The organism is Kitasatospora sp. NPDC007106 (assembly GCF_040634455.1).
Taxonomy (GTDB): Bacteria; Actinomycetota; Actinomycetes; order Streptomycetales; family Streptomycetaceae; genus Kitasatospora; species Kitasatospora arboriphila.
Map to the genome: position 1 here is coordinate 1 of NZ_JBEYFP010000022.1, position 25,364 is coordinate 25,364.

Consider the following 25,364-nt stretch of genomic DNA (forward strand, 5'->3'; position numbering starts at 1 on the left):
GCGCCGCCCGAGCCGCCGGAGGCCCCGGCACCGCCCCGCGCACGGCCGCCGGCCGCCGCGGGCCGCTTCGGCTTCTGCTGCGGGGTCTTCTGCTGCCCTGGCTTCTGCTTCGCACCGGCCTTCTGCTGCGCGGCGGGCTTCTCCTGGGGCTGGGCCCCACGGCCGCGCGAACTGTTCACCGTCCGCCCGCGCACGATGCCGATGAACTCCTCGACCAGGTCGGTGGTCCGGTCCTCGCGCCAGGAGAGCACCACCTGCGACTGCGGCACGTCCGCGAGCGTCCGGTAGGTGAGGTCACGGCGGTGGTGGAGCCGCGCCAGCGACTGCGGCACCGCCAGCACGCCGATGCCGGCCGCCACCAGCTCGATCGCGTCGGCGGTGGTCGCCGGCCGCTCGAAGGCGGGCAGGCCCGGCAGGCTCTCCCAGCCGATGGTGTCGTCCAGCGGGTGCAGCACGACCTCCTCGGCCAGGTCCGCCACCGCGACCTCCTCCGCCGCGGCCAGCCAGTGGTCCTTGGGGATCACCACGACCGTGGTCTCGGTGTAGAGCGGGATCGCGCTCAGCACCGTCCGGTCCACCGGAAGCCGCACCAGTCCCGCGTCCGCCCCGCCGGACACCAGCGCCTCGGTGCCGCCCTCCGCGGGAACGGCCACCAGCGCGAGCGGAACGTCGGGCAGCCTCTCCCCCCAGACACGGACCCACTTGGTGGGGGTCACGCCCGGAACGTACGCCAGTCGGAAGGAGGAGGGAGTCGCCTGCATCTCAGTCACGCAGCCCAGGCTACCCACCGTGATCGGGGCGGGCCTCCGCTCGCTTACCCTTGTCCCTATGACATCGCGCAAGCCCCGGACGATCCAGACGATGAAGCCCGCCACGGCGGCCAAGAAGCTGGGCGTCTACCTCGAGGCCACCCCCGACGAATTCCGGGAGGGCGTGGTCTCCCGTGACGAGCTGAACGCGCTGCAGACCGAGCCCCCCGCGTGGCTGGAGGAGCTGCGCCGCAACGGCCCGCACCCCCGCCAGGTGGTCGCGGCCCGGCTCGGCGTCTCCGTCTCCGGCCTGGCCCGCGGCGGCGTCAGCGAGGCGCTCACCACCGAGCAGATCGAGGCCCTCCGGGACGAGAACCCGGAGTGGCTGCAGAAGGAGCGCACGATCCAGGCCGAGGTCCGCCGCGAGACCGTGCGGATCAAGGAGAAGCAGGCCAAGGAGGCGAAGCAGGCCCAGCAGGCCGCCGCCCGCAAGGACCGCTGAGGCCGCACGCCCCGGCACCGCACCGCATTCCACGGGCCCGTCCGGCACCTGCCGGACGGGCCCCGCGCATGCCAGCGGCACCCGGCACGCCCGCCGCGGGGCCGCCGCCGTCCAGGGGAAGGAGGACGGCGGCGGCCCGGCGGCGACGCACTGCGTCAGCAGGTGCCGCTGTCGCGCCACACGGCCCAGGAGCCGGGGTCGTTCGGCACCGCGCCGGTCGAGTAGTAGATGGCGCTGTACTTGTGGCCCGCGTAGCCGACGGCGTCACCGGGCACGTACGACCTCGACGCGCTCCAGGCCGCCGGGCAGGCCGTGCCGCCGCCCCCGCCGCCGGTGGCGGTGGTGGTCGCGGTGACGGCGGCGGACTGGGCGCCCGCCTTCCCCGCGGAGTCGACGGCGGCGACCGTGTACCGGTACCCGGTGGCGGCGCTCAGGCCGGTGTCGCTGTACGAGGCGCCGGAGGCCGTGCCGACCTTCGTCCCGCCGCGGTAGACGGCGTACGAGGAGGCGCCCTGGACGGCCGTCCAGGCGAGCGAGACGCTGCTCGCGGTGGTGGCGGTGGCGCGCAGCCCCGTGGGGGCGGGCAGGGTGGTCGTCCCGCCGCCGCCCGTGCCACCACCGGTGCCGCCGCCCGAACCGCCGTTGGAGCCTCCGCCGGAGCCGACGAACTTCCAGGTGATCCCGGAGACCACGCCGACGTTCAGGTCGGCGAGCTTCTGGAAGGCGGTCTTGCTGAGGTCGATGTGCTCGGCGCTGCAGGACGGGCACTTGTCCCGGACCGGGACGGTGATCGTCCTGCCCTGGTAGCTGACCTGCACGGAGATGCCCTTGCAGAGGTCGTCGTTGTTCGGGTTCGCCGAGGTCCACCACGAGGTGGAGACGGCGACCAGGTCCTCGGCGGCCGCGTTGATCGCCGTCCCGCAGGCGCCGTACCCTGCGTCGTCGTACCAGGTCATCTTGCCGGTCCTGGACTCGCCGACCGGTATCGAGGCCAGCGCCGAGCCGATGCCGAACACCGTGAGCATCAGGGCGCCGACCAGAGCGGCGATCCACCGCCGGCGGATCCGTTTCGGAGCGGAGTGCACGCGTCCTCCTGGAGGGATGGGGGTGGAGTCTCGTCGTGCCCGGCAGATCCGCACACAGCCCCGACTGACTGGTCACCATCAATAACCAACCCCGACCCACCCGGTCAACGCCCGTCCGCCGCCGTCACGTTGGCCGCCCGCACCCCAATTCCCGTCCATCACCGCAGGTCAAGGCCCCCGATTCCCGCCCACTGCAGCACGGCGCCGCCCCCGCCGCCGGAACAGCCTTATGCACCCGTTAAGTTCGCCACAAGGTCCGGCCACGGCGGCCACAGCGCGCGAACCGGGCCGCCGGGGAGTCGGCGGGGATTCCCTCGGAACCGCTGCCGCGGTGCGGACACCAAGTCAGCGTGGAGTCTCCCTTGCCCCGTCAGCAGGACCCGGCCGGCGACCGCCGGGCCTTCGCCGCGCTCTTCGACGAGCACGCCCGCACGGTCTACGCGCACGCGGCCAGATCCACCGGTGACCGGCATGTGGCCGACGACGTGGTGTCCCTGACGTTCCTGGAGGCCTGGCGGCTGCGGGACAAGCTGCGCGGCGAGGTCCTCAACCCGCGGGCCTGGCTGCTCGGCATCGCCACCAACGTGCTGCGCAACACCGCCCGGGCGGCCCGCCGGCACCGCGCGGCGATGGCCAGGATGCCGGCCCGCGAGCCGGTCCCGGACTTCGCCGACGAGGTGGTCGGCAGGATCGCCGATGCCGAGACGGCCGCCGCCGCCCTCCGTGCACTCGGGCAGCTGCGGCGCAGCGAGCGCGAGGTCTTCACGCTCGTGGTGTGGTCGGGCCTGGGCTATGCGGAGGCCGCGCAGGCGCTCGGGGTGCCGGTGGGCACGGTGCGCTCCCGGCTGTCCCGGGCGCGGGAGAAGCTTCGCCGGAGCGTCGCGGTGCAGGAGACGCCGGATCGAAAAGCCGTGGAACCGCGGCGCGGCCGCGGACACCACCTCGATGACAGCCGTCTGCCGGCCGGGAGGAAGCCGTGAACACCACACGTGGACACCGCGACGAGCGGGACGAGCGGGACGAGCACGGTGAGCGCCAGGAGTTGGCGCGCTTGCTGCCGCCCCCGCCCTACCTGGAGATGGCACCGGAGCCGTTGAAGGAGTTCCTGTTGAACGAGATCGACCCGCACCACCGGGCCCCCACTCCCGCACCCGCCCGCCTCGTACGGCGTCGGCCGCGCCTGCTCGCGGTGACCGCGGTCGCCGCCGCCGCGGCCGTTGCCGTCGCGGTGAGCACCCAGGGCGGCGGCACACCGGCCGACAAGGCCCCACCGGCCAGCGCGGCCTCAGTCCAGCTGCTGGACCGCGTCGCGCAGGCCGCCTACACCCAGCCCCGGTCCCAGGCCCGCGACAGCCAGTACTCCTACGTCAAGACGGTCGGCCACAGCACCTCGCTCAGTGAGGCTCCCGGTGGCGGTATGCAGCGGGCCACCACCACCGAGAACCTCGAACAGTGGGTCGCCGTCGACGGCACCCGGCCCGGACTCCAGCGCGGCACCGGCGGCGAGAAGCAGATCCCCGCCCCCGGCGGCGGCTCACTCAACTCACCCACCTACAAGCTCCTCGCCGCCCTGCCCACCGACCCCGAGGCGCTGCTCAAGCAGATCTACGCCGACGCCGACCTCAACCACGGCACCGGCTCCGGATCCACCACCGGCCCCGACCAGGAGGTCTTCACCGGCATCGGCGACCTGCTGCGCCGCTCGGTCGCGCCGCCCGAGGTCAGCGCCGCCCTCTACCGGGCCGCCGGACACATTCCCGGAGTGGTCACGGTCGACGACGCCGTCGACGCTGCCGGCCGCCACGGCATCGCCGTCGCCCGCACCCACAACGACGAGCGCTCCGAATGGATCTTCGACAAGCAGACGCTGCGCCTGCTCGGGGAGCGCACCGTCCTGCTCAAGGACGGCCCCTGGGGCAAGGCCGGCGACGAGGTGACCTCGGTCGCCGTCGTCGCCCGCGGCCTTGCCGACGCCCCCGGCCGGGCCCCGACCACAAAATCAAACTAATTATCGAATCTGGCCGATCGTTGGCCGGTTCGTATCGGACCGATGGTGCGGGCGACGGATCTCGGGTTGGGTCGTGTCAGCACAGTCCTGACAGTCCAACAGGGGGGAACTCGACCGTGCGTTCGTTCCGTATGCTCGCCGTCGCCACCGCAGCCGCCGGTGCACTCGCCATGGCCGCTCCGGCGGCCATGGCGGCGCCCGTGCCGTCCGGCAGTGTCCAGCAGTCCACCGGCTCGCCGGACAAGGTGCCGTCCAAGCCGGTGATCGCCACCTACAAGGGCAAGAAGATCGACCTCTCCAAGGGCTGGGGCGGCGCCAAGGTGTGCACCGAGGTGACCGGCGGCGCCGTGTACTGCCACGACAGCCTCGCCGAGGCCGACAAGGCCCTGGCCGCCATCGACCCCGCGGCCGCAGCGACCGCCGAGCAGGCACCCGCCCTCAAGAACGACACCGTGCTCTCGCCGCAGGCGATCGCGGACTGCTCCTACGGCTGGGCCTGCCTGTTCGAACACTCCGACTACTCCGGCCGCATGCTGCGCTGGTCGGACGCCGGCACCAAGAACCTCAGCGACTGGTCGTTCCGGGACCAGGCCAGCTCCGCCTGCGTCAACCGCAAGAGCGGTGGCATGACGGTCTACGACGACCGCAGCTGGCAGCCCGACCCCGAGATCAACCTGGGCAACCTCGGCTGCTACGACTTCACCGCCATCGGCTACGTCTACGGCGGCAACTGGAACGACAAGGCCGACTACGTCAGGCTGTAGCCGCCGAAAGGCTCTCGGGGTCCACCTCGTCGAGGTGGACCCCCCACATGACGGAAGGGCCGGAGGCTGCTGCCTCCGGCCCTTCCGTCCGTACGCGGTGCGCCGGGACCCTGCGGATCAGACCGCCGGAGCCGGGTAGGTCGGGTACTCGACGCCGGAGACGTGCTGGACGACCCGGATGACCTGGCACGAGTAGCCGAACTCGTTGTCGTACCACAGGTAGAGGATCGCGTTGTCGCCCTCGACCTTGGTGGCGCCGGCGTCGACGATCGAGGCGTGGCGCGAGCCGATGAAGTCGTTCGAGACCGCGTCGGGGGCGGTGGTGAAGTCGATCTGGCGCTTCAGCGGCGACGTCAGCGACACCTCGCGGAGGTACTCGAGGACGTCCTCACGGGTGGTCTCGCGGGCGAGCTGCAGGTTGAGGATCGCGATCGAGACGTCCGGCACGGGGACGCGGATCGAGCTGCCGGTGATCTTCGCCTTGAGGTCCGGCAGCGCCTTGGCGACGGCGGAGGCGGCGCCGGTCTCGGTGATGACCATGTTGAGCGGCGCGGAGCGGCCGCGACGGTCGGCCTTGTGGTAGTTGTCCAGCAGGTTCTGGTCGTTGGTGAACGAGTGGACGGTCTCCACGTGGCCGCGGAGCACGCCGTACTCGTCCTCCATCGCCTTCAGCGGCGGGACGATCGCGTTGGTGGTGCAGGAGGCGCAGGACAGGACCCGCTCCTCCGGCTTGATCGTGTCGTGGTTGACGCCGTGCACGATGTTCGGGACGTCGCCCTTGCCCGGGGCGGTCAGCACGACCTTGTCGATGCCGGGGCGGAGGTGCTTCGACAGGCCCTCACGGTCACGCCACTTGCCGGTGTTGTCGATCAGGATGGCGTCGTTGATGCCGTACGCCGTGTAGTCGATCTCCGACGGGTCGTTGGCGTAGATCACCTTGATCTCGTTGCCGTTGGCGACGATGGTGCTGTTCGCCTCGTCAACGGTGATGGTGCCCTGGAACTGGCCGTGGATGGAGTCGCGGCGCAGCAGCGAGGCGCGCTTCACGATGTCCTGGTCGCCGCCCTGGCGCACGACGATGGCGCGCAGCCGCAGGCCGTTGCCGGAGCCGGCCTTCTCGATCAGCAGGCGGGCGACGAGACGGCCGATGCGGCCGAAGCCGTAGAGGACCACGTCGCGCGAACCGGAGCGCTCGATCTTGTTGCCGCCGGTGGCGCCGGCGACCGCCTCGGCGGTGAACTCCGCGATCGACAGGCCGCGGTCGTCGGCCCGGTAGGTGGCCGCGAGCATGCCGATGTCGATCTGCGAGGGACCGAGGTCGAGCGTGGTGAGGGCCTGGAGGAACGGCATCGTCTCGGTGACCGAGAGCTCCTCGCCGGCGATCTGGCGGGCGAACCGGTGCGTCTTGAGGATGCTGACCACCGACTTGTTCACCAGGGAGCGGCTGTGCAGCAGGACGGTGACGTCCCTCTCCCGGTGCAGTCGGCCGATGATCGGGATCATCGACTCCGCGATCTCCTCGCGGTTCATCCAGTCCGTGAACACGTCGTCGTTGACAGTCACAAGTCCATCTTTCGAGCTAGGAGGGTGCCTCCATGCTAGCTTTCGAAAGTTGTTGATCATCTGGGTGGTCCCGTGCACGCTCGCCCCCCGGCTGTCTCCAGGGGCAGGTCGCACGGCCGTTCCGCCGCACCCCCGGCACCGCCCGGACGGAAGCGCTCAGCCCCTCGTCGACCAGGTCCGAGCCGAGCTCACCCGGGCCGTGCGCCACTTCGACGACCGACACCAGTTGAACGACAAATCGGACATCGGTCGCGTGGTTCCTTCAACACATAACGCGACGAACGCCCCGCTCCGGCCCCCGTCGGGCCCGACCGACAGGGTCCACACACCCCCGTGTTCACTTCACGGACGCACCCCCGCCGGGCGCGCAGTGATCACCGATCGCTCGCCCCACCTGCTGCGCGTACGGCCGACGCCCTCGCGGCAGACTCGACCCACCCGGAGTGGACGCGCGTAGATAGCGGCGGCCGTCCCGCGGGCGGTCGTCGCCCGGCCGACGGCCACCGTGGCAAACCTCACAGGCGACCGGCGACGCTCAGCCTGCCGTCACCAGGGCCGCCGCCCGCACCTGCTTCTCGACCGCGGCCTTCGCCTCGGCCATCGCGGCGGCGTTGGCCGCGATCACCTGCTGCTGGTAGCCAGCGTCGACGGCGTACCAGACGCCGACCACGTTGTGCGCGTGCCGGCAGCCGGCGTCCGCGGTGGCCACCTTCAGCTCCTGCGGCGTCGGCGTCGGCGACTTCCGCCACTGCGGGTCGCCCAGGGCCGCCAGCGGGTCGGCGTAGTCGAAGCCCGCGTCCTTCATGCACTGCGACCACTGACGGAACACCGCCTGCGTCCGCGGGTCGTTCCGGGACTGGTCCAACGTCGTGAACTTGGCGTCGTCCGCGAACTGGGTGTCGCCGATCCCGCCCTCCGCGGACCCGGTCAGTTCCTTGACCGCCTCGCCGAGGCAGCCGCGCGCGGGCACCGTCCGCCCGTTGACGGTCCGCCCGCCCGACCCGGCCCGTGCCGCCGCGTCCGCCGTCCCCCGCAGGACGAGCTCCATCTCGGGAGAGAACGACGGGCCGGTCGGCATCGCGCCCGCCCCCGCCCGCAGTCCGCCCTCGGGGTGGTAACCCCACTTCGCCATCAGCGCCGCGTTCTGGTGGCCGTAGCGCGAGTCCACCCGGGTGGTGGGGGCGTCGCTGTCGCGCCGGCCCCCGTTGCCGGACGGCGGGGTGTACGTGAGACCGAAGGAGGCCATGCAGCGGACGATGAGCTTCTGCTGCGCTTTCTCGACGGCCAACTGCTGTTCCGGGTCGAGCAGATAGGGGTCGAGCGGCAGCGGCCGGTCGTTCGCCGAGTCCAGCTGGGGGGTCGCGGCGAGCGTCGGCGGGGCCGCGGCGGTCTGCACGCTCGGCCTCGGGCTCGGCGGTACGGCGTCCGTGTCGGCGGAGCCCGCCGCGCTCGCGCAGCCCGCCAGGAGCAGCGGCAGCAGGGTGAGCATCACGGCGGAGCGGGCGGGACGGCTGGACACAGGCGGGTCTCTTTCGGAACGGCGCGGCCGGCGGGGACGGGTGGGTAGCCGTGCACGGTCCCCGGCCGCAGCGGGCGGCCGGGGACCGGTGCGTGTGCTCGGTACTGACGGGTGCCGTCAGATCACGGGCCGACGAACTCGCCCGAGGCGTTGTTGTTCTTCAGCTGGGAGTTGAGGTCCCGGCGGGTGTCCATCGGGATCGCCTGGCAGGCGACGCTGCAGTCGAGGCCGCTGTTGTAGTAGACGTTGAACGTGCCGTACCAGTGGTTGTCCACGGCGGCCGCGTTGTTCTTCACCGCGACACCGGCGCCGGAGCTGCCGTTCTTGCCTGCCTTGAACGTCAGGCCCGCGTAGTTGTCCACGCTGGTGTTCTGGATGTACACGGCGCCATAGCCGTGGGCGCTGGAGTTGTAGTAGAGGCAGACCTGGCCGCCGTGGCAGTCGGCGGTGAAGGCGGAGGCGCTCCCGGCGGACGCGAGTCCGGCCGTCACGACGGTGCCGGCCACGAGCGCGGCCGAGATGAACTTCCTGATCGCCATGGTGATCCTGTGGTCCTTCCGTACGGGGCTCCGGGACGTCCGGCGCCCTCGGCGGGTGACCGTCCGGTCCCCGCCTCGTGATGCCGGCCGCCGTGGTGATCACGGCGGCCGGTGGCGCATTCATGCTGGCGAAGGGCGGTAGCGCGGCCGTAGCCGCCCGGTGGCGCGGCCCGATACCGGCGCGCTATCGGCACCTCCTAGCGTCTCGAACGGATCGCGGCCCCGGCACGGGCCCGGCGATGCAACCCCCGTCCACCCGAAGCCCGTTCAGAGGAGACCGATCCCTTGCGAAAGCTCACGGGCCGTGCGGCCACGGCCGCCGTCCTGTCGGCGGTGGCCGCGCCCGGCGTCGTGCTCGCTCCCGGCACCGCCCAGGCGGCCGGCCACGACAACGTCTGCGGCAGCGGCTCCTCCCTCAAACCGCCGTACCCGGACTCCTGGACCGGGTAGGCCCCCGTTCCCCCGGCTCACGGCGACCGCCGTGACGTCAGGTCCCGGGAGGGCTGTTGCTGACTGTTCGGCGGATTCCCCGAGCCGTCACCAGAACTCGCACCGGTCACCAGAACGCGCACCCGTCACCGGCTCGGCCGGCAGCGGCGGGTGCACCTGCGCCGGGCGCCGCCCTTCTCCGCAGCTACGACGTCGGCGACGGCCACGGCGACCGGCGGTGCTGCTGAGCGCCGCCCCGGCCGGGAGCCGTCCCGTCAGAACCCTCACCCGCCCGGTACCCGACACCGGGACGGGGTCAGGACAGATCCTCCACCGAACCGAAAGGAACCACCGCATGGCATCCGCCATCAAGACCCGGACCGCCGCCACCCGACTGCTCGCGGCCGTCGCCGTCCTGAGCGGCCTGGTGATGAGCGTCGCACAGGCCCACGCGGCCACCCCGTCGCCCAACACCGAGGCAGCAGCCGCCACCGCTGCCACGCTGCCCGTGGTGGACATGGAAGCCACCGTCAAGGCCGCCCAGATCGACCCCCGACGGGCCGACAGCACGCTGACCCCGGGAGCCAAGGACTCGGTCCTGGCCGTCGAGCGGGCCCTGCAGGCCCGTGGTCTCCTCGACGCCCGCTGGGTGGACGGGTACTTCGGCACCACCACCATCACCGCCTACTCCGCCTTCCAGCGCTCCCTCGGCTACACCGGCCTGGACGCCAACGGACTGCCCGGCGCCACCTCCCTCGCCACACTCGGGCAGGGCCGGTTCACCGTCAGCCACAAGATCGGCCCCGGCGCGAAGCTGCAGCGCAACGGATACACCGTCAACACCCGCACCCAGGACATGCTCACCGAAGCCGAGCGCCTCCTGGGCTTCAAGCTCACCCTGTCCCAGGGCTCCTACAACCCCGGCGGCGACCCCACCTCCGCCGGCACCCACGACGGCGGCGGCGTCGTGGACATCAGCGTCGACGGCATGTCCAGCAGCACCCGCACCTCCGTCGCCAAGGCACTGCGCCAGGTCGGATTCGCCGCCTGGGTCCGCAACCCCAACCAGGGCGACTGGCCGTGGCACATCCACGCCGCAGCGATCAGCGACACCGATCTGTCCACCCAGGCCCAGCACCAGACCGGTGACTACTACCTCGGCCTCAACGGGCTGGCCAACCAGGCCGCCGACGACGGCCCCCGCATCCCCATCCAGACCTGGGAGGAGTACCAGCGCACCCACTGACCGCGCCGGCACCACCCGAGCACGATCTGATAGCCCGTCAGAACCCGTAGATCGCACGTCATGAAAGAGAAAGCCTTGAAGAAGAACATACGCACCACGCTGACCATCGCCGGCACCGCCCTGGCCATGGCCGTCCCCCTCATCGGAGCCACCTCCGCCCCCGCCTTCGCCGCCTCCCGCGACGGATCCTGCGACTCCGGAGAGTTCTGCCTCTACTACAACAGCGACCAGGCCGGCTCGGTCTCCGACTTCACCGGCTCCATCAGCGACTACGGAGCCACCCAGCCGTCCTGCTACGAGTTCAAGAGCGCCGGCAACGGCCAGGGTGTCTGCGTCAAGAACAACGCCGCATCGGTGTGGAACCGCTCCGACAAGACCGTCCGCGTCTACTTCAACAGCGGCTACGGCGGCGCCAGCCAGGACTTCGCCCCCGGCGCCAAGGGCAACCTCAACTCCACGCTGAAGAACAACGAGGCCTCTCACCAGTTCCTCGGAAGCACCGGCGGCGGCAGCAACGAGAGCCCCACCAACGACTTCGACCACGGCACCCGCGGCTTCGCCGCCAACAACTGCACCGCCTTCGCGGCGTACCGCATCGCCAGCCGTCTCGGCGTCCCGAACTTCAGCAACTCCTACGGCGGCACCACCTGGGGCAACGCCAACACCTGGGACGACGCCGCCCGCCGCATCGGCGTCACCGTCAACACCACCCCCACCGTCGGTGCCATCGCCGTCAACGACACCCACGGGGACTACGGCCACGTCGCCTACGTCAACGCGGTCCACGCCGACGGCTCCTTCGACGTCGAGGAGTACAACTGGAACAACCGCCTCGCCTACGGCACCCGCAAGAACCTCCGGGTCAGCAGCGCGGAGAACTCCTTCCAGCACATGCTCCACTTCTGAGCAACCACCGGCAGGACACCGGCACACCCGCACCGAGGACGACCTCACAGCCGGGGTGATCTCGCGAGCGTGCAAGGTCACGGCGGTGTGAGGATGTGCGCCTGAACCGCAGCGGTACACGCGTCGAAGTTCCCGTCGGGCAGGTGACCTCTCCAAGTCGCCTTGCCCGACGGGTCTTCGACGTGCCGCCAGTTCGACCGTCAGATCCGCTGTGGATCACGGGTGTCGACCCGGTCCGCGCGCGATCGACGGGCTACGGGCGCGCTACACCGGATCGATAGAAGGGACGGGCCCGGACATTCCGCGCGCACCGATCCCAAGGAGCTCCCATGCGTACGACACTCTCCGCACTGGCCGCCGCAGGCCTCGTCCTCGTCGGCGGCATCGCCGCCGCACCGCAGGCGAGTGCCGCGAGCACGTACGGGTGCAGCGGCAGCCTGGTCGACACCTACGACCTCAAGACCGACAACGGCACCGGCACCAAGTACGGCGAGCTGTACCTCTACTACAGCAGCGCCAACGGCGGCACGAACTGCGCGGCCGCCGTCGACACCCACTTCGCCTCGGGCGTCACCAAGTACCAGGCCGTGTACATCTGGCGCTGCGTGGCCGGCACCAAGGCCGGCGAGTTCTGCGACTACGACCAGTCCGACCACAACTCCGGCACCTTCGCCTGGTACGCCGGCCCGGCCAGGATCACCGGCACCGCGAACCGCTGCATCATGGTCTACGGCCGGGTCGACGACCCCAACAACAGCAAGGTCGCCGAGAAGTCCACCCTGGCCTCCCACTGCGGCTGACGGCCGGCGGGCACGGGCGCGGCCCGCTCCGCGGCGCGGGCGGGCGCGCCCGACGCGGCGTCAGCGGGCGTGCGCGTCCGGGCGGTCCGGCCTGCGATACGCGCGCGATACGCCCGCGGGGCACAATCCTAGGGACGCGCCGGGGCGGTGGTCACCCGGCGGTGGCGCTCTCGGCGATGGCGCGCCAGACCTCGGCGGCGAGCTCCGGCATGCCCCCGGCCTGGACCTCGGCGGCGAGGACGGACAGCGGCTGGAGCGCGTTCGCGTCCCCTGACCTGGCGGCCACCCTGGCTTCGAGCACCCGGAGGAGGATCTGGTCGCGGAATGAGAGCAGGTCCTTGGACTCGGCCGTCGTGGCGCAGAGCTCGCGGGCCTCCTCGAGCTCGCCCTGGTGGAAGGCCAGGTGGGCCTTGAGGAAGAGGAACTCCGCGCGGTGCCGCCCGGTGCCGACGAGGCTGAGCGCGGGCGCGAGGGCGTCCAGCAGGAACTCGGCGTCCTCCGTCCGCGGCGGCAGCGCCTGGAGGGAGAGCGAGGCCGCGGCCAGTCGCAGCCGCATCCACAGCACCATGTCGTCGCGGCTGTCGAGCACCCGCATCGCCTGGCCCAGCAGGGACTTGGCGCGGGCGAACCTGCCCTGGCGGGTGGCGACGGTGGCGGCCGTCCAGTAGGCCTCGGCGGCCACCGGGCCGCGGGAGTCGCCGAGGCTCTCGCAGACCTCCTCGCTCAGCCGGGCCGCCTCCGCGATGTCGCCGAGTTCGGCCTCCGCCGAGATGAGCATGAGCTTGCTGCGGACGAGGTCGGACGCGGAGACCCGGATGTCGTGGCGGCTGCCGAGCTCCAGCGCCTCCCGGACGGTCTTCCGGGTGGAGGAGGCGTCACCGAGGTGGCGGCAACAGCGGGCCAGCCGGAGCCGCGCGTGGATCTGCAGCGCCGGACGGTTCAACTCGTCCGCCAGGCTGCTGAGTTCGAGCAGGGTCTGGCGCTCGGCCCGGTGGTCGAGGAGCGAGTTGTGCAGCCTGGCCAGCTCCGACAGGGCCTGCCAGCGGGTGGCCGGCTCCACGTTGACGGCGGAGGCCAGGGCGGCGGCCAGCGTGTCGCGCGCCTCCGCGTCGCCGTCGGCGCCCGAGAGCGCGAAGAGCGTGGCGAGCACGTCCGCGAGGTCGAGCTCGGCGGGCTCGTCGAAGACGGAGACCGGGACGCCCAGGCGCCCGGCCAGGTAACCGGCGGCGCGGTCGGTCGGACGACGCGCCCCGGACTCCAGCCGCGACAGGTAGGCGGAGGACATGCCGGGCCCGGTGAGCTCCGCCTGCGACTTCCCGCGCTGCAACCTCAGCTGGCGCAGACGCCGGCCGAACTCAGGCTGATCCAACACCCGCCACAACCGCCCCTGTATGCGCCGCCCGGGGACCGGATGGGCCGTGGTGCTTCCCGCCCGGGGTCGCACCCTCGGCGAGGGACCACACCGGGCGGGTGACGGAGTTCACAAATCCGTACAGCAGCGCCAGTCTATCACAGCGACAGTCAAGGATTGACAATCATTGACAAAAGCACCCACCCGGGACACCGGGGGTTCACCCTACGGCCAGTCGATGTCATTGGGCACGGCGACGACGCCGGCGTCGGAGCCGACGTCGGAACCGGCCACGACCTGCACACCGACCGGGGCGGCGGACGCGGCGGACACAACGGTCAGTGCCGCGCCGGCCGAGAGGGCGACGGCGACAACTGCGGCGACCAGAGACTTCTTCATTGCACGGGACCCTTTGTGCGGACGGACGGATCACCGCTGACCGCCCCAGCGTCAACGCGCCTCGGGCGAGCGGCTCGGGAATGAACGTAGTCGCAGGCCAGAGACTTGGCAAGAGTTGACATTTTTTGGCAACAAGATGCCTGGGGCAGTCAAAACCGACTCCCGATGCGGAGGGTGATCACCGCTCGGAACGCTCCAGGGCGGGACCGATCAGCGTGACCGCGAAGGCGGTCAGCACGAAGACCGCGGCCAGGCCGAGCAACCCGGCCGTCCCCCGGCCCACCACCAGCGCCAACGCCGCCGGGCCGACGATCCCCACCGCCGAACCGCCGAGGCTGAACACCGAGAGGTACGCCGCGCAGTCGTCCTCCGGCGCGTGCCGGTACGAGAGTTCCCAGCTCCCGACGGCCTGCCAGAGCTCACCGAGGGTGAGCATGACCACGGCGAGGACCAGCAGCAGGATCGCCGTCCGGCTGCCCGTCCGGCCCGCCACGGCGAGCACCGCGCAGCACGCGGCCAGCACCAGACCGGTGTTGCGCAGCGCCCGGGTGCCGTCCGCGGAGGTCTTCACCCGCTTCGCGAAGTGCACTTGGAGGACGACCGCCATGACGGTGTTGACGGTGACGAGCACGCCGAGCAGCCCCGGCGGCGCATCGGTCGCCTGGATGACCCAGAGCGGCAGCCCGATGGACAGCAGCGTGGTGTGCAGGAACAGGACGCCGTTGGCCACCGTCAGCGCCGCGTACGACCGGTTCCGCAGGACGGCGAGCGCGCCCTGCTGCCAGGGCGCCCGTTTGGCCTCCGGCGCGCCCGTCGTGATCCTCAGCCGGCCGAGCAGGCCGGCGGCGACCAGGAAGGACAGCGCGTCCAGCAGCAGGATCGCCCGGGAGGTCCAGGTGTCCCCGACGGTGAGCAGCGGGGCCGCCGCCAGGGCGCCCAGCGAGAACCCGACGTTGGAGACCGACCGCATGACGGCGAAGGTCTTCGTCCGGTCCGCCTCGTCGGCGATGGTGCCGACCACCATCTGGGTCATCGGGGTGGTCGGGCCCTGCGCGACCGCCAGCAGCGAGGCGAACAGGACGAAGGTGGCCGCGTTGTCCGCGAAGGCGAGGGCGGAGAACCAGACCGCCCGCCAGACCTGCAGGAGGCGCAGCATCCGCAGCGCGCCGAAGCGGTTGCCCAGCATGCTGACCGGCACCGTGGTGAAGAAGCCGATCAGGCCGGCGACGGTCAGGCCCGCTCCGACCTGTGCCGCGCCGAGGCCGATGCCCCGGACGAAGAACACGGTGCCGCCGGCCAGGTAGAGGCCGGTGCCGGCCGAGTGGATCACCACGGTGGTGGCGAAGATCCGGCCGTCCCTGGACGGGGGCAGGTAGGCGTCCAGCGCCCTCCTGCGCAGGGTCGTCGTCGGCGTGCTCATCGGACGTCCTCCGGCAGCGGGTCGGTCTCCGCCCGGACGAGGGCGCTCGCCCGGTCCAGGACGTCCTGGCACGCGGCGGGGGTGGCCCCGGTGGCGATGACCGCGGCCAGCCGGGGGACGACTCCGCGCGGCGGGAGCAGCAGCCGCTGGCCCGGTTCGGCGAGCGGCACCACCTCGGCCACGCCGGGCACGGCCGCGGCCGCCGCCAGGTCGAGCGAGCGGACGACGCCGTCCTGCGGCGGGTAGAGGAACCGGACTTCGGCGCAGTCGTCCCGGGTGGGGCGCAGATCGGGCACGGCGCCGAGCGCGAGGTCCACGGCGGCGGCGGTGAGGTCGACGCCGGTGGCCAGGTGGCCGAGGTGCGGGATGAAGTCGCCGCCGAGCCGGCCGTTCAGCTCGACCAGCCGCGGGCCGGCCGCGGTGAGCCGGACCTCGGCGTGGGTGACGCCGACCCGGACGCCGAGCACCCGGTGGGCCTCGGTCACCAGGTCGCACAGGGCGTCGGCCCACGGTTCGTCCCGCCAGGGCGAGACCAGGTGGCCGACCTCCTCGAAGAACGGCGGGAACCCGAGCCGCTTGCGGGCGACGTTCACCGGGTGCACGGCGCCGTCGACCACCACGCTGTCGATGCTGATCTCGGGGCCGTCGAGGTACTCCTCCAGCACCAGGCCGTCGAGCGGGTCCAGGCCGGGGAAGGCGGCGCCGTCCGCGTGGTGGTGGACCGCGCGCAGCTCCGCGGGGTCGCGGGCGAGCACCACGCCGGCGCTGCCGGCCAGCGAGCGCGGCTTGACCACGACGGGGTAGCCGATCGCCTCGGCCTGCCGGAGGGCGTCCTCCAGGCCGTGGACGTGGGCGAAGCGCGCGGACGGCAGGCCGGCGGCGAGCAGCAGCCGCCGGGTGCTGAGCTTGTCGCGGCAGTTGCGCACGGCGGCCGGCGACATGTGCGGCAGGCCGAGCCGGGCCGCCACCTCGGCGGTCGCCTCCAGCAGCACCTCGTTCCAGGTGAACACCCCGGCGGTGCCGGGCGTTGCGGCCGCGCAGTCGGCGACGGCGCGGGTGAGCGCGGCCGGGTCGGTGGAGTCGGCGGTGCGGTGCCCGCTCAGGTAGGGCAGCTGCCAGGTCGGTTCGGTGTCGCCGACCAGGGCGACCTCGGCGTGTCCGGCGGCCGCGGCGAACGCGTACTCGCGGTACTGCCGGCCGCCGTTGCCGACGATCACCACCCGGGCGGGGGCCGCGGGGTCGAGCGGTGTGCAGCGGAAGTCGAACTCGGCGGCGGTGCGCAGGATCGCGGCCTCGACCTCGGCCGTGCTGCGGCCGCGGAACCGGAAGCGGGCACCGGAGTGCTCGTAGCCCGGCAGGTCCGCCAGGGTCTCCCCGACCACCGGGATGCGCTCGGTGTACGGGCCCCCGGCGGTGCCGGCCCGGGGCGTGGCCGCGGTGACCCGGCAGGGGCGTGCCGCGGGGGTCGGGACGAGCAGCCAGCCGCCGGGGCCGGAGGTCTGCGGGGCGGCGGCCGGCGGCAGTGCGGCGCCGGTCTGGACGGCGAAGGCCGCGGCCATCAGGTCGGTGCCGTGGACCTCCTTCCAGAGGAAGGGCACCTCGGCGCCGCCGGGCCGGGCGCCGACCTCCAGCACCTGGAGCTCGGGGGCGCCGTCCCCGCCGGAGAGGAAGAGTTCCAGGTGGAAGACCCACGGCCGGTCCGACAGCGCCCGTACCGTCCTGGCGGTGAACTCGCCGACCGCGTCGAGCAGGTGCGGATCGTCGAGTTCCACCGAGCCAAGGGCGGTGCCCGCGGTGAAGTCGAGGCAGGTGTTGAGGTAGCGGGAGGCGCGCCATTCGCCGAGGCCCTCGCCGGTGGCGATGCCGTCCACGTGCAGGACGTCGTGCGGCAGGTAGGGCTGCACCAGCATCGGGACGCCGGGCGGGAAGGCGTAGGCGTCGAGTGCGGCCGGGGAGTCGAGCCTGGTCACTCCCGAACTCGCGGTGCCCCGCACCGGCTTGACCAGCACGGGCCAGCCGTGTGCCGAGGCGAAGGCCCGGACGGCGGCGTGGTCGGGCGCCGGCTCGGTGGCGGGCACGCGGATGCCGCCCGCCTCCAGCCGGCGGGCCATCACCAGCTTGTCGCGGAAGGGGGCGAGTTCGGCCAGGTTCTCGCCGGGGACTCCCAGCTCCTCCCGCAGTTCGGCCGCGATGTCCAGGTCCACCTCGTGCAGGGCGACGATCCTGGCCGGGCGTCCGAACTGCGCGATCAGCGAGTCGACGGCGGCGCGCACCTCCTTGGCGTCCTCGGTGCTGCCGACCAGCCGGACGGCGGCGGCCCCCGGCGGGAGCGAGCCCGCGGCGCGGGGAGTCGTCACGTAGCTGACCCGGTGGACGCCGTGGTCGACGTAGGAGCCGTAGTCGGCGTACCGGTCGGTCCATCGGTGGATGACTATCAGGTGGTCGGTCACTTACACCCCTCCAGGGGCCGGAGACGTACGGGGGGACGGGACGGTCAGGACAGCCCCGGGGCGAGCAGGGCGTGGGTTCCCTCGACGACCGCCGCGACCTGGTCGCGGGGGATGTCCCGGGTGCGCAGCCGCAGGGCCAGCGACGTGCCGCCCTCGTCGGTGGCGCGGAGGTAGCAACCGTGCCCGATGGTCGAGAACGGCTCCTCCCAGAGCACCTCGGGGTCGTTCCCGGCGGGGTCCCCGGGCCCGGTCGGCCCCTCCAGGGCGAGGAAGTTGTAGGCGCAGGTGGCCTCGTACGGGACGGGGTGCGGCCAGCTGCGGCCGCACAGGTCGGCGACGGTGTCCACGTCGTACATCCCGTGCCGGTAGGCGGCCAGTGCGGCCCGGTGCGTCCGGGCGGCGTGTTCGGCCAGGTCGGCGCCGGGGTCCACCGCCAGCGGGGCCGCCGTCCACTGGTTCATCGAGGTGACCACGTCGCGCCACTGCGGCAGGAAGCGGTTGGAGGACATCAACTGGGCCACCACGAAGTCGAGTCCGGCCGTCCTGGCGAGGCTCAGGGTGTAGGCGGCGAGCACCGCGGCGGACAGCGGCACGCCCGCCCGGTCGGCGATCGCCTGCGCGCCGGCCCGGGCGCGCCGGGAGCGGACGGTGCACTGCAGGAAGCCGGCGGCGGCTCCGTCCGGACGCGGGTAGGCGGCCCGGCCCGAGGTGAAGACCCGCTCCCAGTGCGCGGCGGCGGCGTTCCGCTGCCGGGCGCGCTGCTCGGAGTGCTGCCAGTCGGCGAGTTCCGACGGGCCGGGGGCGAACGGCTCGGCCGGCAGGTCCGGTTCGTGGAGCAGCCGCCGGAAGTCGGCGGCCAGGACGCCGTCGCACCAGCCGTCGGCCGTCAGGTGGTGCTTGACCAGGACGACCGTCGTGGGCCGGCCGCCCTCGGTGACGATCCGGGCCCGCCAGCCGAACTCCCGCTCCAGGTGGAACGGTTCGGCCAGGAGCTCGGCCGCGGTCGCGGCCGGCCCGGCGGTCGCGCGGCCGGCCGGCGACTCGGTGATCCCCACCTCGCCGTCGAACGGGCGCAGCACCTGGCGCGGTGCGGCCGGGTCGCCGAAGTCGTAGACGGTGTGCAGGGACTGGTGCCGGGCGCCCAGGGCGTGCAGCGCCTGCCGCACGCGCCCGGTGCCGACGCCGTCCGGCACGGTCCAGTGGGTCCAGGTGTTCGCCTCGTGCCACCGGTGCCGCGGGAGCCCTTCGACGTCCCGCCAGACCGAGAGCTGCCCGTGGGAGAGCAGGCCGGCGTCGGCCACGGTCATCAGTAGAGGTTCCTCTCGTACCGGGCACCGTAACGGTGCTCCAACTCTTCGAGCCCCTTGTCGGTCCACTCGGTCGCCTGCGCGATCCGGGCCCGGGACGGGGCCGCGTCGGGATTCCAGGTCTCCGGGTTCCAGAGGCCGGCCCGGAGGAATGACTTCGCGCAGTGGAAATAGGCTTCCGACACGTCGATCACCAGCGCGATTTTCGGCCGGTTTCCCTTGACCGTCATCCGGTCGAAGAAGGGGGCGTCGCGGAGGAGTTTCGCGCGGCCGTTGATCCGCAGGGTGTCGCCGCGGCCGGGAATGACGGAGATCAGGCCCACGTGGGGATTTCCCAGGACGTTCCGCCAGCTGTCCAGCCGCCGGTTCCCCGGCCGGTCCGGCACGGCGATCGTGGTCTCGTCGAGGACCAGGACGAACCCCGGCGGGTCGCCCCTCGGCGAGACGTCGCAGGTGCCGTCCGCGGCCGAGGTCGCGATCAGGCAGAACGGGGAGTTCTCCAGCCACCGGCGCTCGAACTCGCCGAGCACCCGGGCGGCCTTGCGGAACACCACCGGGTTCGGCGGGCCGGTCAGTTCGAGGAGTTCGGCCTCGGAGGCGATCTCCACGGCGGCTACTTGCTCGACCACATGCGGAACATGTAGCGGTTCACGTCCTCGGGGCGGTCGGTGCGCATGTCGATCTCCCGGGGCGCGAAGCGGTCCACGAAGGCCGTCCTGGTGTGCAGGAAGCGGTCGTCGGCCGAGACCAGGGTCTGGCCGCGCTCCAGCCGGATCCGGATCTGCACCGAGGACTGGTCGAGGACGGCGTCGAAGAAGTCGAGCGCGGCGATCTGGCGCTCGGTCAGCGGCTCGCCGACCTTCTCGTGCGCCACCTCGATGTAGGTGCGGAAGTACCGGACCAGCGCCTCGCCGTCGGGCGAGTACCGGATGATCGGCGAGCGGAAGAAGCCGGTCTCGTGCGACATCCCGCGCTTCTCGAACCAGAACTCCTCGGTGAGGACCTCCAGGACCTCCGGGTGGTCCTGGAGGAACGCGTGCGCCGTGCCGGCGTCCACCAGGATCGACTCGCCGCCGACGTGGGCGGCCTGGCCGCAGGAGAGCAGCAGGTAGTCGATCGGGTCGACGTCGTTGACGGCGTCGTTGTGCATGTAGGAGCCCTGCTTGGTCTGGTGGTAGCGGGCCCCGGCCTCGATGGTCCTGCGCAGGCCGCGGTCGTAGACCTCGACCATCCGCCAGTCCTCGGTGTTCTGGACCATCGGCGTGCCGAGCGCCGTGCCCAGGATCCAGGCGTAGAGGGCCTGGCCGCGGAGCGAGTCCACGCCCTCGACGCGGTCGTACACCAGGAAGTGGGCGCCGGAGTCGATGACCGCGCGGGTGGCCTCCACCTCGGCGAGGAAGGCCGGGCAGCGCGAGGGGTCGACCGGAACGGCGTCGACCCGCCCGTCCGGGTGGGTGCGGTCGAGCTCCGCCACGTAGGCCGCGAGTTCGGCCCCGGCCTTCGGCGAGAAGGTGTGGAAGGCCTCGGCGGGCGCTTCGAGGGTGCGCGGGTGCGAAGGCGCGAAAGCAGTTGTCATGGCGCGGAACGTAGCATGCACCAAAAGACGTTGGCAACGCTTGCCAATCATCATTGACAAGGTTGCCAAACGCTGACTAGCTTCGCCTCCCAGAACGGCGACCGCCGGGCGCCGACTGCCTACAGAGGAGTTCCGGAGTGCAGAGAGTCAGCTATCCGTCGTTTCGCACCGTCCTCGGCGAGCACGACGTCGTCCGCGTCGCCGGGGCCAACCACGCCCTCGGCGGACTGCTCGCCGAAGAGGCCGGATTCCAGGCGGTGTGGTCGTCCAGCCTGGAGGTCTCGGCCTCGCGCGGCGTACCGGACGCGAGCATCCTGAGCATGGCCGAGTACCTCGAGTCCGCGGCCAACATCCAGAAGGTGCTGCGGATCCCGGTCGTCGCGGACTGCGACACCGGCTACGGCGGCAACCTCAACGTCGCGCACATGGTCCACGAGTTCGAGGACGCCGGCATCACCGCGGTGTGCATCGAGGACAAGCTGTTCCCGAAGATGAACAGCTTCGTCGCCGGCGGCCAGACCCTGCTGGACACCCGCGAGTTCGCGTCGAAGATCGTCACCGCGAAGCGCTCCCAGTCCAGCGACGACCTGTTCGTCATCGCCCGCACCGAGGCCCTGATCAGCGGCCTGGACGTGGACGCCGCGCTGGAGCGCTGCCGGGTCTACGCCGACTCCGGCGCCGACGCCGTCCTGGTGCACTCCAAGGCCAAGAGCCGCGACCAGGTGCTCGGCTTCCTGGAGCGCTGGGACTTCCGCTGCCCGGTCGTCATCGTGCCCACCACCTACCCGGACTGGCACATCGACGACATCAGGGCGGCCGGCGTCTCGGTCGTCATCTACGCCAACCAGGGTCTGCGCGCGACGGTGACCGCCCTGCGCGACACCTACCGCGCCGTCTACCGGCACGGCGACTCCACCGTCGTCGAGGACTCCATCGCCTCGGTGCAGGACGTCTTCGACCTGCAGCGCCTGCCGGAGTGGCAGAAGCTCGACGCCTGACCGACGGGTCTCCTCGCAGGTTCCAGCGGATAGAAGCGGACAGGACCCGTGGCAATCATCTCGACAGCGGACGAGATCTTCGACAGCGACGTCTACATCGATCTCCGGCCGGCCCTCGGCGTCAACCTCCACCTCAAGTGCGAGGGATTCAACTTCGCCGGCTCGGTGAAGCTCCGGGCCGCCGTGTCGATGGTCTCGGCCGGCATGCACCAGGGCTTCATCGGGCGGGGCTCCACCCTGATCGAGTCGTCCTCAGGGAATCTCGGCGTCGCGCTGAGCGTGGTCGCCGCGGCGAACTCGCTCCGCTTCGTCTGCGTCACCGACCCCAAGTGCAACCCCAGCGCGCTGAAGCTCATGCGCGCCTACGGCAGCGAGGTGGTGGTGGTCGACCGGCCCGACGCCGGCGGCAACTACCTGACCGCGCGCAAGGCCAAGGTGCAGGAGCTGTGCGCACGCAACAGCGACTGGGTCTGGCTCAACCAGTACGAGAACCCGGCGAACTGGCTGGCGCACTACGAGAACACCGCGCCGCTCATCGCCAAGCAGTTCCCCGGCCTCGACGTCCTGTTCGTCGGGGCCGGCACCGGCGGCACGCTCTCGGGCTGCGTCCGGTACTTCCGGGAGAACCACCCGGACGTCCGGATCGTGGCCATCGACAGCGTCGGCTCGGTCAACTTCGGCATGCCGCCCGGATCCCGGCACATCCCCGGCCTCGGCGCGAGCGAGCCCATGCCGCTGATCACCCCCGACCTGGCGACCGACGTCGTCCGGGTCCGCGAGGCCGACACGGTGCGGATGTGCCGCAGCCTGGCCGCCCGCGGATTCCTGCTCGGCGGGTCCACCGGGACGGTGGTCAGCGGCGCCCGGGAGTGGCTGCGGCGCAACGACCCCGGGCAGTGCCTCACGGCCGTGGCGATCTCGGCCGACCTCGGCGAGCGCTACATCGACACCGTCTACGACGACACGTGGACGACCGACCACTACGGCGACACAGGATGGGAGAGCGGTAACAGTCATGGGTGAGCACAGGACCACACGGCCGCCGGAGTTCTCGGTGGTCTCGGGTGCGGCCGTCCACCGCAGCCTGGAGGGCCGCCGGGCAGAGGTCCTCGACCTCGTGGAGGACGCCTACCGCCTGCACGGCGCCGGGCACACGGTGAACCCGCCGTCGTACTTCCTCCGCTTCCCGGACCGGCCGGCCTCCCGCATCATCGCGCTGCCCGCCTCGGTCGGCGGCGACGTCGGCGTCGACGGCATCAAGTGGATCTCCAGCTTCCCGACCAACGTCGAGCTGGGCATCCCCCGCGCCTCGGCGATGCTCGTGCTGAACGACCGGGTCACCGGCTACCCCTTCGCCTGCCTCGAAGGGTCGATCATCAGCGCGGTGCGCACCGCGGCCTCGGCCGCCGTCGCCGCCCGCCACCTGACCGCGAAGCGCGGCGCCCCGCGCCGGATCGGCTTCATCGGCACCGGCCTGATCGCCCGCTACATCCACACCTACCTCGGCGAACTCGGCTGGCCCGTGGAGGAGTTCGGCGTCTTCGACCTCAACGAGGAGTACGCCCGCTCGTTCGCCGGGCAGGTGCTCGGCGCGGACACCGGCACACCGGTGACCGTCCACTCCACCGCCGAGGAGCTGATCCGCTCCTCCGACCTCGTCGTCCTCGCCACCACGGCCGCCGCCCCGCACATCACCGACCCGGACTGGTTCTCGCACCACCCGGTCGTGCTGCACGTCTCGCTGCGCGACCTGAGCACCGCGATCGTCCTGGACAGCGTCAACGTGGTGGACGACGTCGACCACGTCCTGCAGGCGGACACCTCCGTCCACCTGACGGAGCAGCAGACCGGCGGCCGCGACTTCCTGCACGCGACCCTGAACGACGTCCTGACCGGGGAGTACACCGTCCCCGCGGACCGGACGGTGGTCTTCTCGCCGTTCGGCCTCGGCCTGCTCGACCTGGTCGTCGGCAGCAACGTGCACCGCTGGGCCCGCGCCGCGGGCGAGGTCACCACCGTCGACGGCTTCTTCCACGACCTGGACCGGCACCAGAGCGCGGGCACCCGATGAGCCCCGACCTCGCCGAGCTGCCGCTCGCCGACGGCGCGGCCGCCCGGGCCGCCGCACTCGGGCTGCGCAACCGCAGGGAGCAGCCACCGCTCGGACTCGGCGTGCTCGCGCACGCCGCCCGGCACGCCGCCGCGGAGCCCGCCGCCCCGGCCGTCGTGGACGGCGGATCCGTCATCGGCTACGCCGAGCTGGTGGACCGGGCGGCACACCTGCGGGACGCCCTCGCCGCGGCGGGGACGGCCGCCGGGGACGTGGTCGCCGCGGTCGGCGACCGCACCGCCGACACCGTCGTGGTCTTCCTGGCCCTGGAGGACCTCGGCGCGGTCTACCTGCCGATCGACCCGGACTGGCCGGCCCGGCGCGTCGCCGACGTGCTCACCCGCAGCGGCGCGGACCGGCTGCTCGACTACTGCGCACCGACCGGGGACGGGCCCCGCGCACCGGCCGCCGCCCGGGCGGCGGCCGGCGAGACCGGCGTCCCGGTCCTCCCGCTGCCCGCCTACCCCGGTGCCGCTGCCGCCGGGCTGGCCGCCGCGGCGGACGAACGGGACCGGTCCCTCGAACCGCGCTACTGCATCTTCACCTCCGGCACCACCGGCCGCCCCAAGGGCGCGCTGGTCGAACACCGGGGCATGATGAACCACCTCCGGGCCAAGGTCGACGACCTCGGTCTCACCGCCGGCGACCGGCTGGCCTTCACCGCCCCGCTGGTGTTCGACATCTCGATCTGGCAGATGCTCGCCCCGCTGCTGGTCGGCGGCACCGTGGTGGTCGTCCGCCAGGAGGAACTCGCCTTCCCCCCGCGGCTGGTACGGCTGCTGGAGCGGACGGGCACGGCGGTGGTCGAACTCGTCCCGACCGTGGTCGGCTGGATCGCCGACGCCGCCGAGCGCAGGCCCGGAACGGTGCTGCCGCAGCTGCGCTGGCTCATCTCCACCGGCGAGGAACTCCACCCCGGCCTCGCCGCGCGGATGCTGGCCGCCGCCCCGCACGTCCGGCTGCTCAACGCCTACGGCCCGACCGAGTGCTCGGACGACATCACGCACCACGAGGTCACCGCGGCCGACCTCGACCGGCCGCGGCTGCCGGTCGGCGCCCCGGTCGCCAACGCCGACCTCTACCTGCTCGTCCACGAGCCCGAGCAGGACGCCTGGCGGGCCGCCGAACCGGACGAGGCCGGCGAACTCTTCGTCGGCGGCGTCGTGGTGGGCCTCGGCTACCTCAACGACCCGGAGAACAGCGGTCGGGCCTTCCACCGCGACGCCCTCGACCCCGGCTCGCCCACCGGCCGGCTGTACCGCACCGGCGACCTCGCCCGGTTCGAGCAGGGCCGCGTCCAGTACCTGGGCCGGGTGGACCGCCAGGTGAAGGTCGCGGGCGTCCGCATGGAACTCGACGAGATCGAGGTCGTGCTCCGCAGCCACCCGGCGGTCGACCAGTGCGCCGTCACCGTCCCGGTCGTCGCGGGCCGCCCCGAGCTGGCCGCGCACGTCACCCTCCGCACCGCCGCCGAGCCCGAGGAGCTGCGCACGTTCCTCGCCGGGGCCCTGCCCGAGGCCATGGTGCCCCGGCAGGTCACCGTGCTGGACGCCATGCCGCTGACCCGCAACGGCAAGACCGACCACCGCGCCCTGCAGCAGCTCACCGTCGACGCGTACGCGCGCGCCTCCGTCTGAAGGTTG

24 protein-coding genes are annotated in these 25,364 nt (G+C 72.3%); 12 read left to right on the top strand and 12 right to left on the bottom strand.

What is annotated here, in order from left to right; all coding sequences use genetic code 11:
- Nucleotides 1-761: LysR substrate-binding domain-containing protein (locus ABZ641_RS04655; protein ID WP_359979194.1), on the bottom strand; the 761-nt coding region annotated here is incomplete at its 3' end.
- Nucleotides 762-828: 67 nt separating this feature from the next.
- Between ABZ641_RS04655 and ABZ641_RS04660 the strand changes: the two genes are divergently transcribed.
- Entirely contained in the window at nt 829-1,251 is a 423-nt protein-coding gene (locus tag ABZ641_RS04660) for a DUF5997 family protein (RefSeq protein ID WP_344623896.1), read from the top strand.
- A 155-nt stretch (nt 1,252-1,406) separates the two neighbouring features.
- Here ABZ641_RS04660 and ABZ641_RS04665 read toward each other — a convergent pair whose 3' ends face one another.
- A complete protein-coding gene (locus ABZ641_RS04665) occupies nt 1,407-2,336 on the bottom strand; it encodes a cysteine/serine endopeptidase inhibitor (RefSeq protein WP_344623895.1) in 930 nt (309 codons plus the stop codon).
- 362 nt (nt 2,337-2,698) lie between these two features.
- On the opposite strand from ABZ641_RS04665, the gene ABZ641_RS04670 reads away from it, so the two are divergent.
- The 3 genes from ABZ641_RS04670 (at nt 2,699) to ABZ641_RS04680 (ending at nt 5,108) form a co-directional block, all read left to right on the top strand.
- The gene (locus tag ABZ641_RS04670; RefSeq protein WP_344623894.1) at nt 2,699-3,316 is read left to right on the top strand and encodes an RNA polymerase sigma factor; all 618 of its coding nucleotides are present in this window, start codon (nt 2,699-2,701) and stop codon (nt 3,314-3,316) included.
- Nucleotides 3,313-4,344: a CU044_5270 family protein gene (locus ABZ641_RS04675; protein ID WP_359979156.1), complete on the top strand. Its 1,032-nt coding sequence runs from the start codon at nt 3,313-3,315 to the stop codon at nt 4,342-4,344. The genes ABZ641_RS04670 and ABZ641_RS04675 overlap by 4 nt, the downstream gene beginning before the upstream one ends.
- 116 nt (nt 4,345-4,460) lie before the next feature.
- Entirely contained in the window at nt 4,461-5,108 is a 648-nt protein-coding gene (locus tag ABZ641_RS04680) for a peptidase inhibitor family I36 protein (protein WP_359979159.1), read from the top strand.
- A gap of 117 nt (nt 5,109-5,225) precedes the next feature.
- On the opposite strand, the gene ABZ641_RS04685 is transcribed toward ABZ641_RS04680, so the two are convergent.
- From ABZ641_RS04685 to ABZ641_RS04695, 3 genes are all read right to left on the bottom strand, one after another.
- On the bottom strand, nt 5,226-6,671 hold the full coding sequence (locus ABZ641_RS04685; RefSeq protein WP_344623891.1) for a glyceraldehyde-3-phosphate dehydrogenase: 1,446 nt from the start codon (nt 6,669-6,671) through the stop codon (nt 5,226-5,228).
- Between the two features lie 535 nt (nt 6,672-7,206).
- Nucleotides 7,207-8,190: a hypothetical protein gene (locus ABZ641_RS04690; RefSeq protein WP_359979161.1), complete on the bottom strand. Its 984-nt coding sequence runs from the start codon at nt 8,188-8,190 to the stop codon at nt 7,207-7,209.
- Nucleotides 8,191-8,312: 122 nt separating this feature from the next.
- A complete protein-coding gene (locus ABZ641_RS04695) occupies nt 8,313-8,729 on the bottom strand; it encodes a hypothetical protein (RefSeq protein ID WP_344623889.1) in 417 nt (138 codons plus the stop codon).
- Between the two features lie 285 nt (nt 8,730-9,014).
- Between ABZ641_RS04695 and ABZ641_RS04700 the strand changes: the two genes are divergently transcribed.
- From ABZ641_RS04700 to ABZ641_RS04715, 4 genes are all read left to right on the top strand, one after another.
- Nucleotides 9,015-9,179, top strand: a complete 165-nt coding sequence (locus ABZ641_RS04700; RefSeq protein WP_344623888.1) for a hypothetical protein — start codon at nt 9,015-9,017, stop codon at nt 9,177-9,179.
- Between the two features lie 334 nt (nt 9,180-9,513).
- Nucleotides 9,514-10,404, top strand: a complete 891-nt coding sequence (locus ABZ641_RS04705; protein WP_344623887.1) for a peptidoglycan-binding protein — start codon at nt 9,514-9,516, stop codon at nt 10,402-10,404.
- Between the two features lie 75 nt (nt 10,405-10,479).
- The gene (locus tag ABZ641_RS04710) at nt 10,480-11,310 is read left to right on the top strand and encodes a CHAP domain-containing protein (protein ID WP_344623886.1); all 831 of its coding nucleotides are present in this window, start codon (nt 10,480-10,482) and stop codon (nt 11,308-11,310) included.
- 329 nt (nt 11,311-11,639) lie between these two features.
- Entirely contained in the window at nt 11,640-12,110 is a 471-nt protein-coding gene (locus tag ABZ641_RS04715) for a hypothetical protein (protein WP_344623885.1), read from the top strand.
- A 151-nt stretch (nt 12,111-12,261) separates the two neighbouring features.
- Here the strand turns inward: ABZ641_RS04715 and ABZ641_RS04720 are convergent, their stop codons facing one another.
- The 7 genes from ABZ641_RS04720 to ABZ641_RS04750 all read right to left on the bottom strand — a co-directional run bounded on the left by ABZ641_RS04720 (nt 12,262) and on the right by ABZ641_RS04750 (nt 20,613).
- Nucleotides 12,262-13,482, bottom strand: coding sequence for a helix-turn-helix domain-containing protein (locus tag ABZ641_RS04720; RefSeq protein WP_344623884.1), 1,221 nt, complete (start codon nt 13,480-13,482; stop codon nt 12,262-12,264).
- A gap of 204 nt (nt 13,483-13,686) precedes the next feature.
- A complete protein-coding gene (locus tag ABZ641_RS04725) occupies nt 13,687-13,860 on the bottom strand; it encodes a hypothetical protein (RefSeq protein WP_344623883.1) in 174 nt (57 codons plus the stop codon).
- Nucleotides 13,861-14,038: 178 nt separating this feature from the next.
- Entirely contained in the window at nt 14,039-15,280 is a 1,242-nt protein-coding gene (locus tag ABZ641_RS04730; protein WP_359979164.1) for an MFS transporter, read from the bottom strand.
- Nucleotides 15,277-17,730, bottom strand: a complete 2,454-nt coding sequence (locus tag ABZ641_RS04735) for an ATP-grasp domain-containing protein (protein WP_359979166.1) — start codon at nt 17,728-17,730, stop codon at nt 15,277-15,279. Before ABZ641_RS04735 ends, ABZ641_RS04730 begins: the two co-directional genes overlap by 4 nt.
- Before the next feature lie 44 nt (nt 17,731-17,774).
- Complete coding sequence (locus ABZ641_RS04740; RefSeq protein ID WP_359979168.1) at nt 17,775-19,037, bottom strand: condensation domain-containing protein; 1,263 nt, start codon at nt 19,035-19,037, stop codon at nt 17,775-17,777.
- On the bottom strand, nt 19,037-19,666 hold the full coding sequence (locus ABZ641_RS04745; RefSeq protein ID WP_359979170.1) for a pyridoxamine 5'-phosphate oxidase family protein: 630 nt from the start codon (nt 19,664-19,666) through the stop codon (nt 19,037-19,039). Before ABZ641_RS04745 ends, ABZ641_RS04740 begins: the two co-directional genes overlap by 1 nt.
- Nucleotides 19,651-20,613 (bottom strand): TauD/TfdA family dioxygenase, encoded by a 963-nt coding sequence (locus ABZ641_RS04750; RefSeq protein WP_344623878.1) that lies wholly within the window; start codon nt 20,611-20,613, stop codon nt 19,651-19,653. The genes ABZ641_RS04745 and ABZ641_RS04750 overlap by 16 nt, the downstream gene beginning before the upstream one ends.
- A 137-nt stretch (nt 20,614-20,750) precedes the next feature.
- Here ABZ641_RS04750 and ABZ641_RS04755 point away from each other — a divergent pair, with 137 nt between their 5' ends.
- Genes ABZ641_RS04755 through ABZ641_RS04770 form a run of 4 tightly spaced genes read left to right on the top strand, consistent with a single transcriptional unit; the run spans nt 20,751 to nt 25,358 of the window.
- A complete protein-coding gene (locus tag ABZ641_RS04755) occupies nt 20,751-21,611 on the top strand; it encodes an isocitrate lyase/phosphoenolpyruvate mutase family protein (protein ID WP_344623877.1) in 861 nt (286 codons plus the stop codon).
- 48 nt (nt 21,612-21,659) lie between these two features.
- The gene (gene sbnA, locus ABZ641_RS04760; RefSeq protein WP_344623876.1) at nt 21,660-22,634 is read left to right on the top strand and encodes a 2,3-diaminopropionate biosynthesis protein SbnA; all 975 of its coding nucleotides are present in this window, start codon (nt 21,660-21,662) and stop codon (nt 22,632-22,634) included.
- Nucleotides 22,627-23,682, top strand: a complete 1,056-nt coding sequence (gene sbnB / locus ABZ641_RS04765) for a 2,3-diaminopropionate biosynthesis protein SbnB (protein ID WP_344623875.1) — start codon at nt 22,627-22,629, stop codon at nt 23,680-23,682. Before sbnA ends, sbnB begins: the two co-directional genes overlap by 8 nt.
- On the top strand, nt 23,679-25,358 hold the full coding sequence (locus ABZ641_RS04770; RefSeq protein WP_359979175.1) for an amino acid adenylation domain-containing protein: 1,680 nt from the start codon (nt 23,679-23,681) through the stop codon (nt 25,356-25,358). Before sbnB ends, ABZ641_RS04770 begins: the two co-directional genes overlap by 4 nt.
- Nucleotides 25,359-25,364: the final 6 nt, after the last annotated feature.

Coding starts and splice junctions, on each gene's coding strand:
- ABZ641_RS04730 (WP_359979164.1), bottom strand. CDS start 15,280: ATGAGCACGCCGACGACGACCCTGCGCAGGAGGGCGCTGGACGCCTAC.
- ABZ641_RS04725 (WP_344623883.1), bottom strand. CDS start 13,860: ATGAAGAAGTCTCTGGTCGCCGCAGTTGTCGCCGTCGCCCTCTCGGCC.
- ABZ641_RS04740 (WP_359979168.1), bottom strand. CDS start 19,037: ATGACCGTGGCCGACGCCGGCCTGCTCTCCCACGGGCAGCTCTCGGTC.
- ABZ641_RS04715 (WP_344623885.1), top strand. CDS start 11,640: ATGCGTACGACACTCTCCGCACTGGCCGCCGCAGGCCTCGTCCTCGTC.
- ABZ641_RS04770 (WP_359979175.1), top strand. CDS start 23,679: ATGAGCCCCGACCTCGCCGAGCTGCCGCTCGCCGACGGCGCGGCCGCC.
- ABZ641_RS04705 (WP_344623887.1), top strand. CDS start 9,514: ATGGCATCCGCCATCAAGACCCGGACCGCCGCCACCCGACTGCTCGCG.
- sbnB (WP_344623875.1), top strand. CDS start 22,627: ATGGGTGAGCACAGGACCACACGGCCGCCGGAGTTCTCGGTGGTCTCG.
- ABZ641_RS04660 (WP_344623896.1), top strand. CDS start 829: ATGACATCGCGCAAGCCCCGGACGATCCAGACGATGAAGCCCGCCACG.
- ABZ641_RS04695 (WP_344623889.1), bottom strand. CDS start 8,729: ATGGCGATCAGGAAGTTCATCTCGGCCGCGCTCGTGGCCGGCACCGTC.
- ABZ641_RS04750 (WP_344623878.1), bottom strand. CDS start 20,613: ATGACAACTGCTTTCGCGCCTTCGCACCCGCGCACCCTCGAAGCGCCC.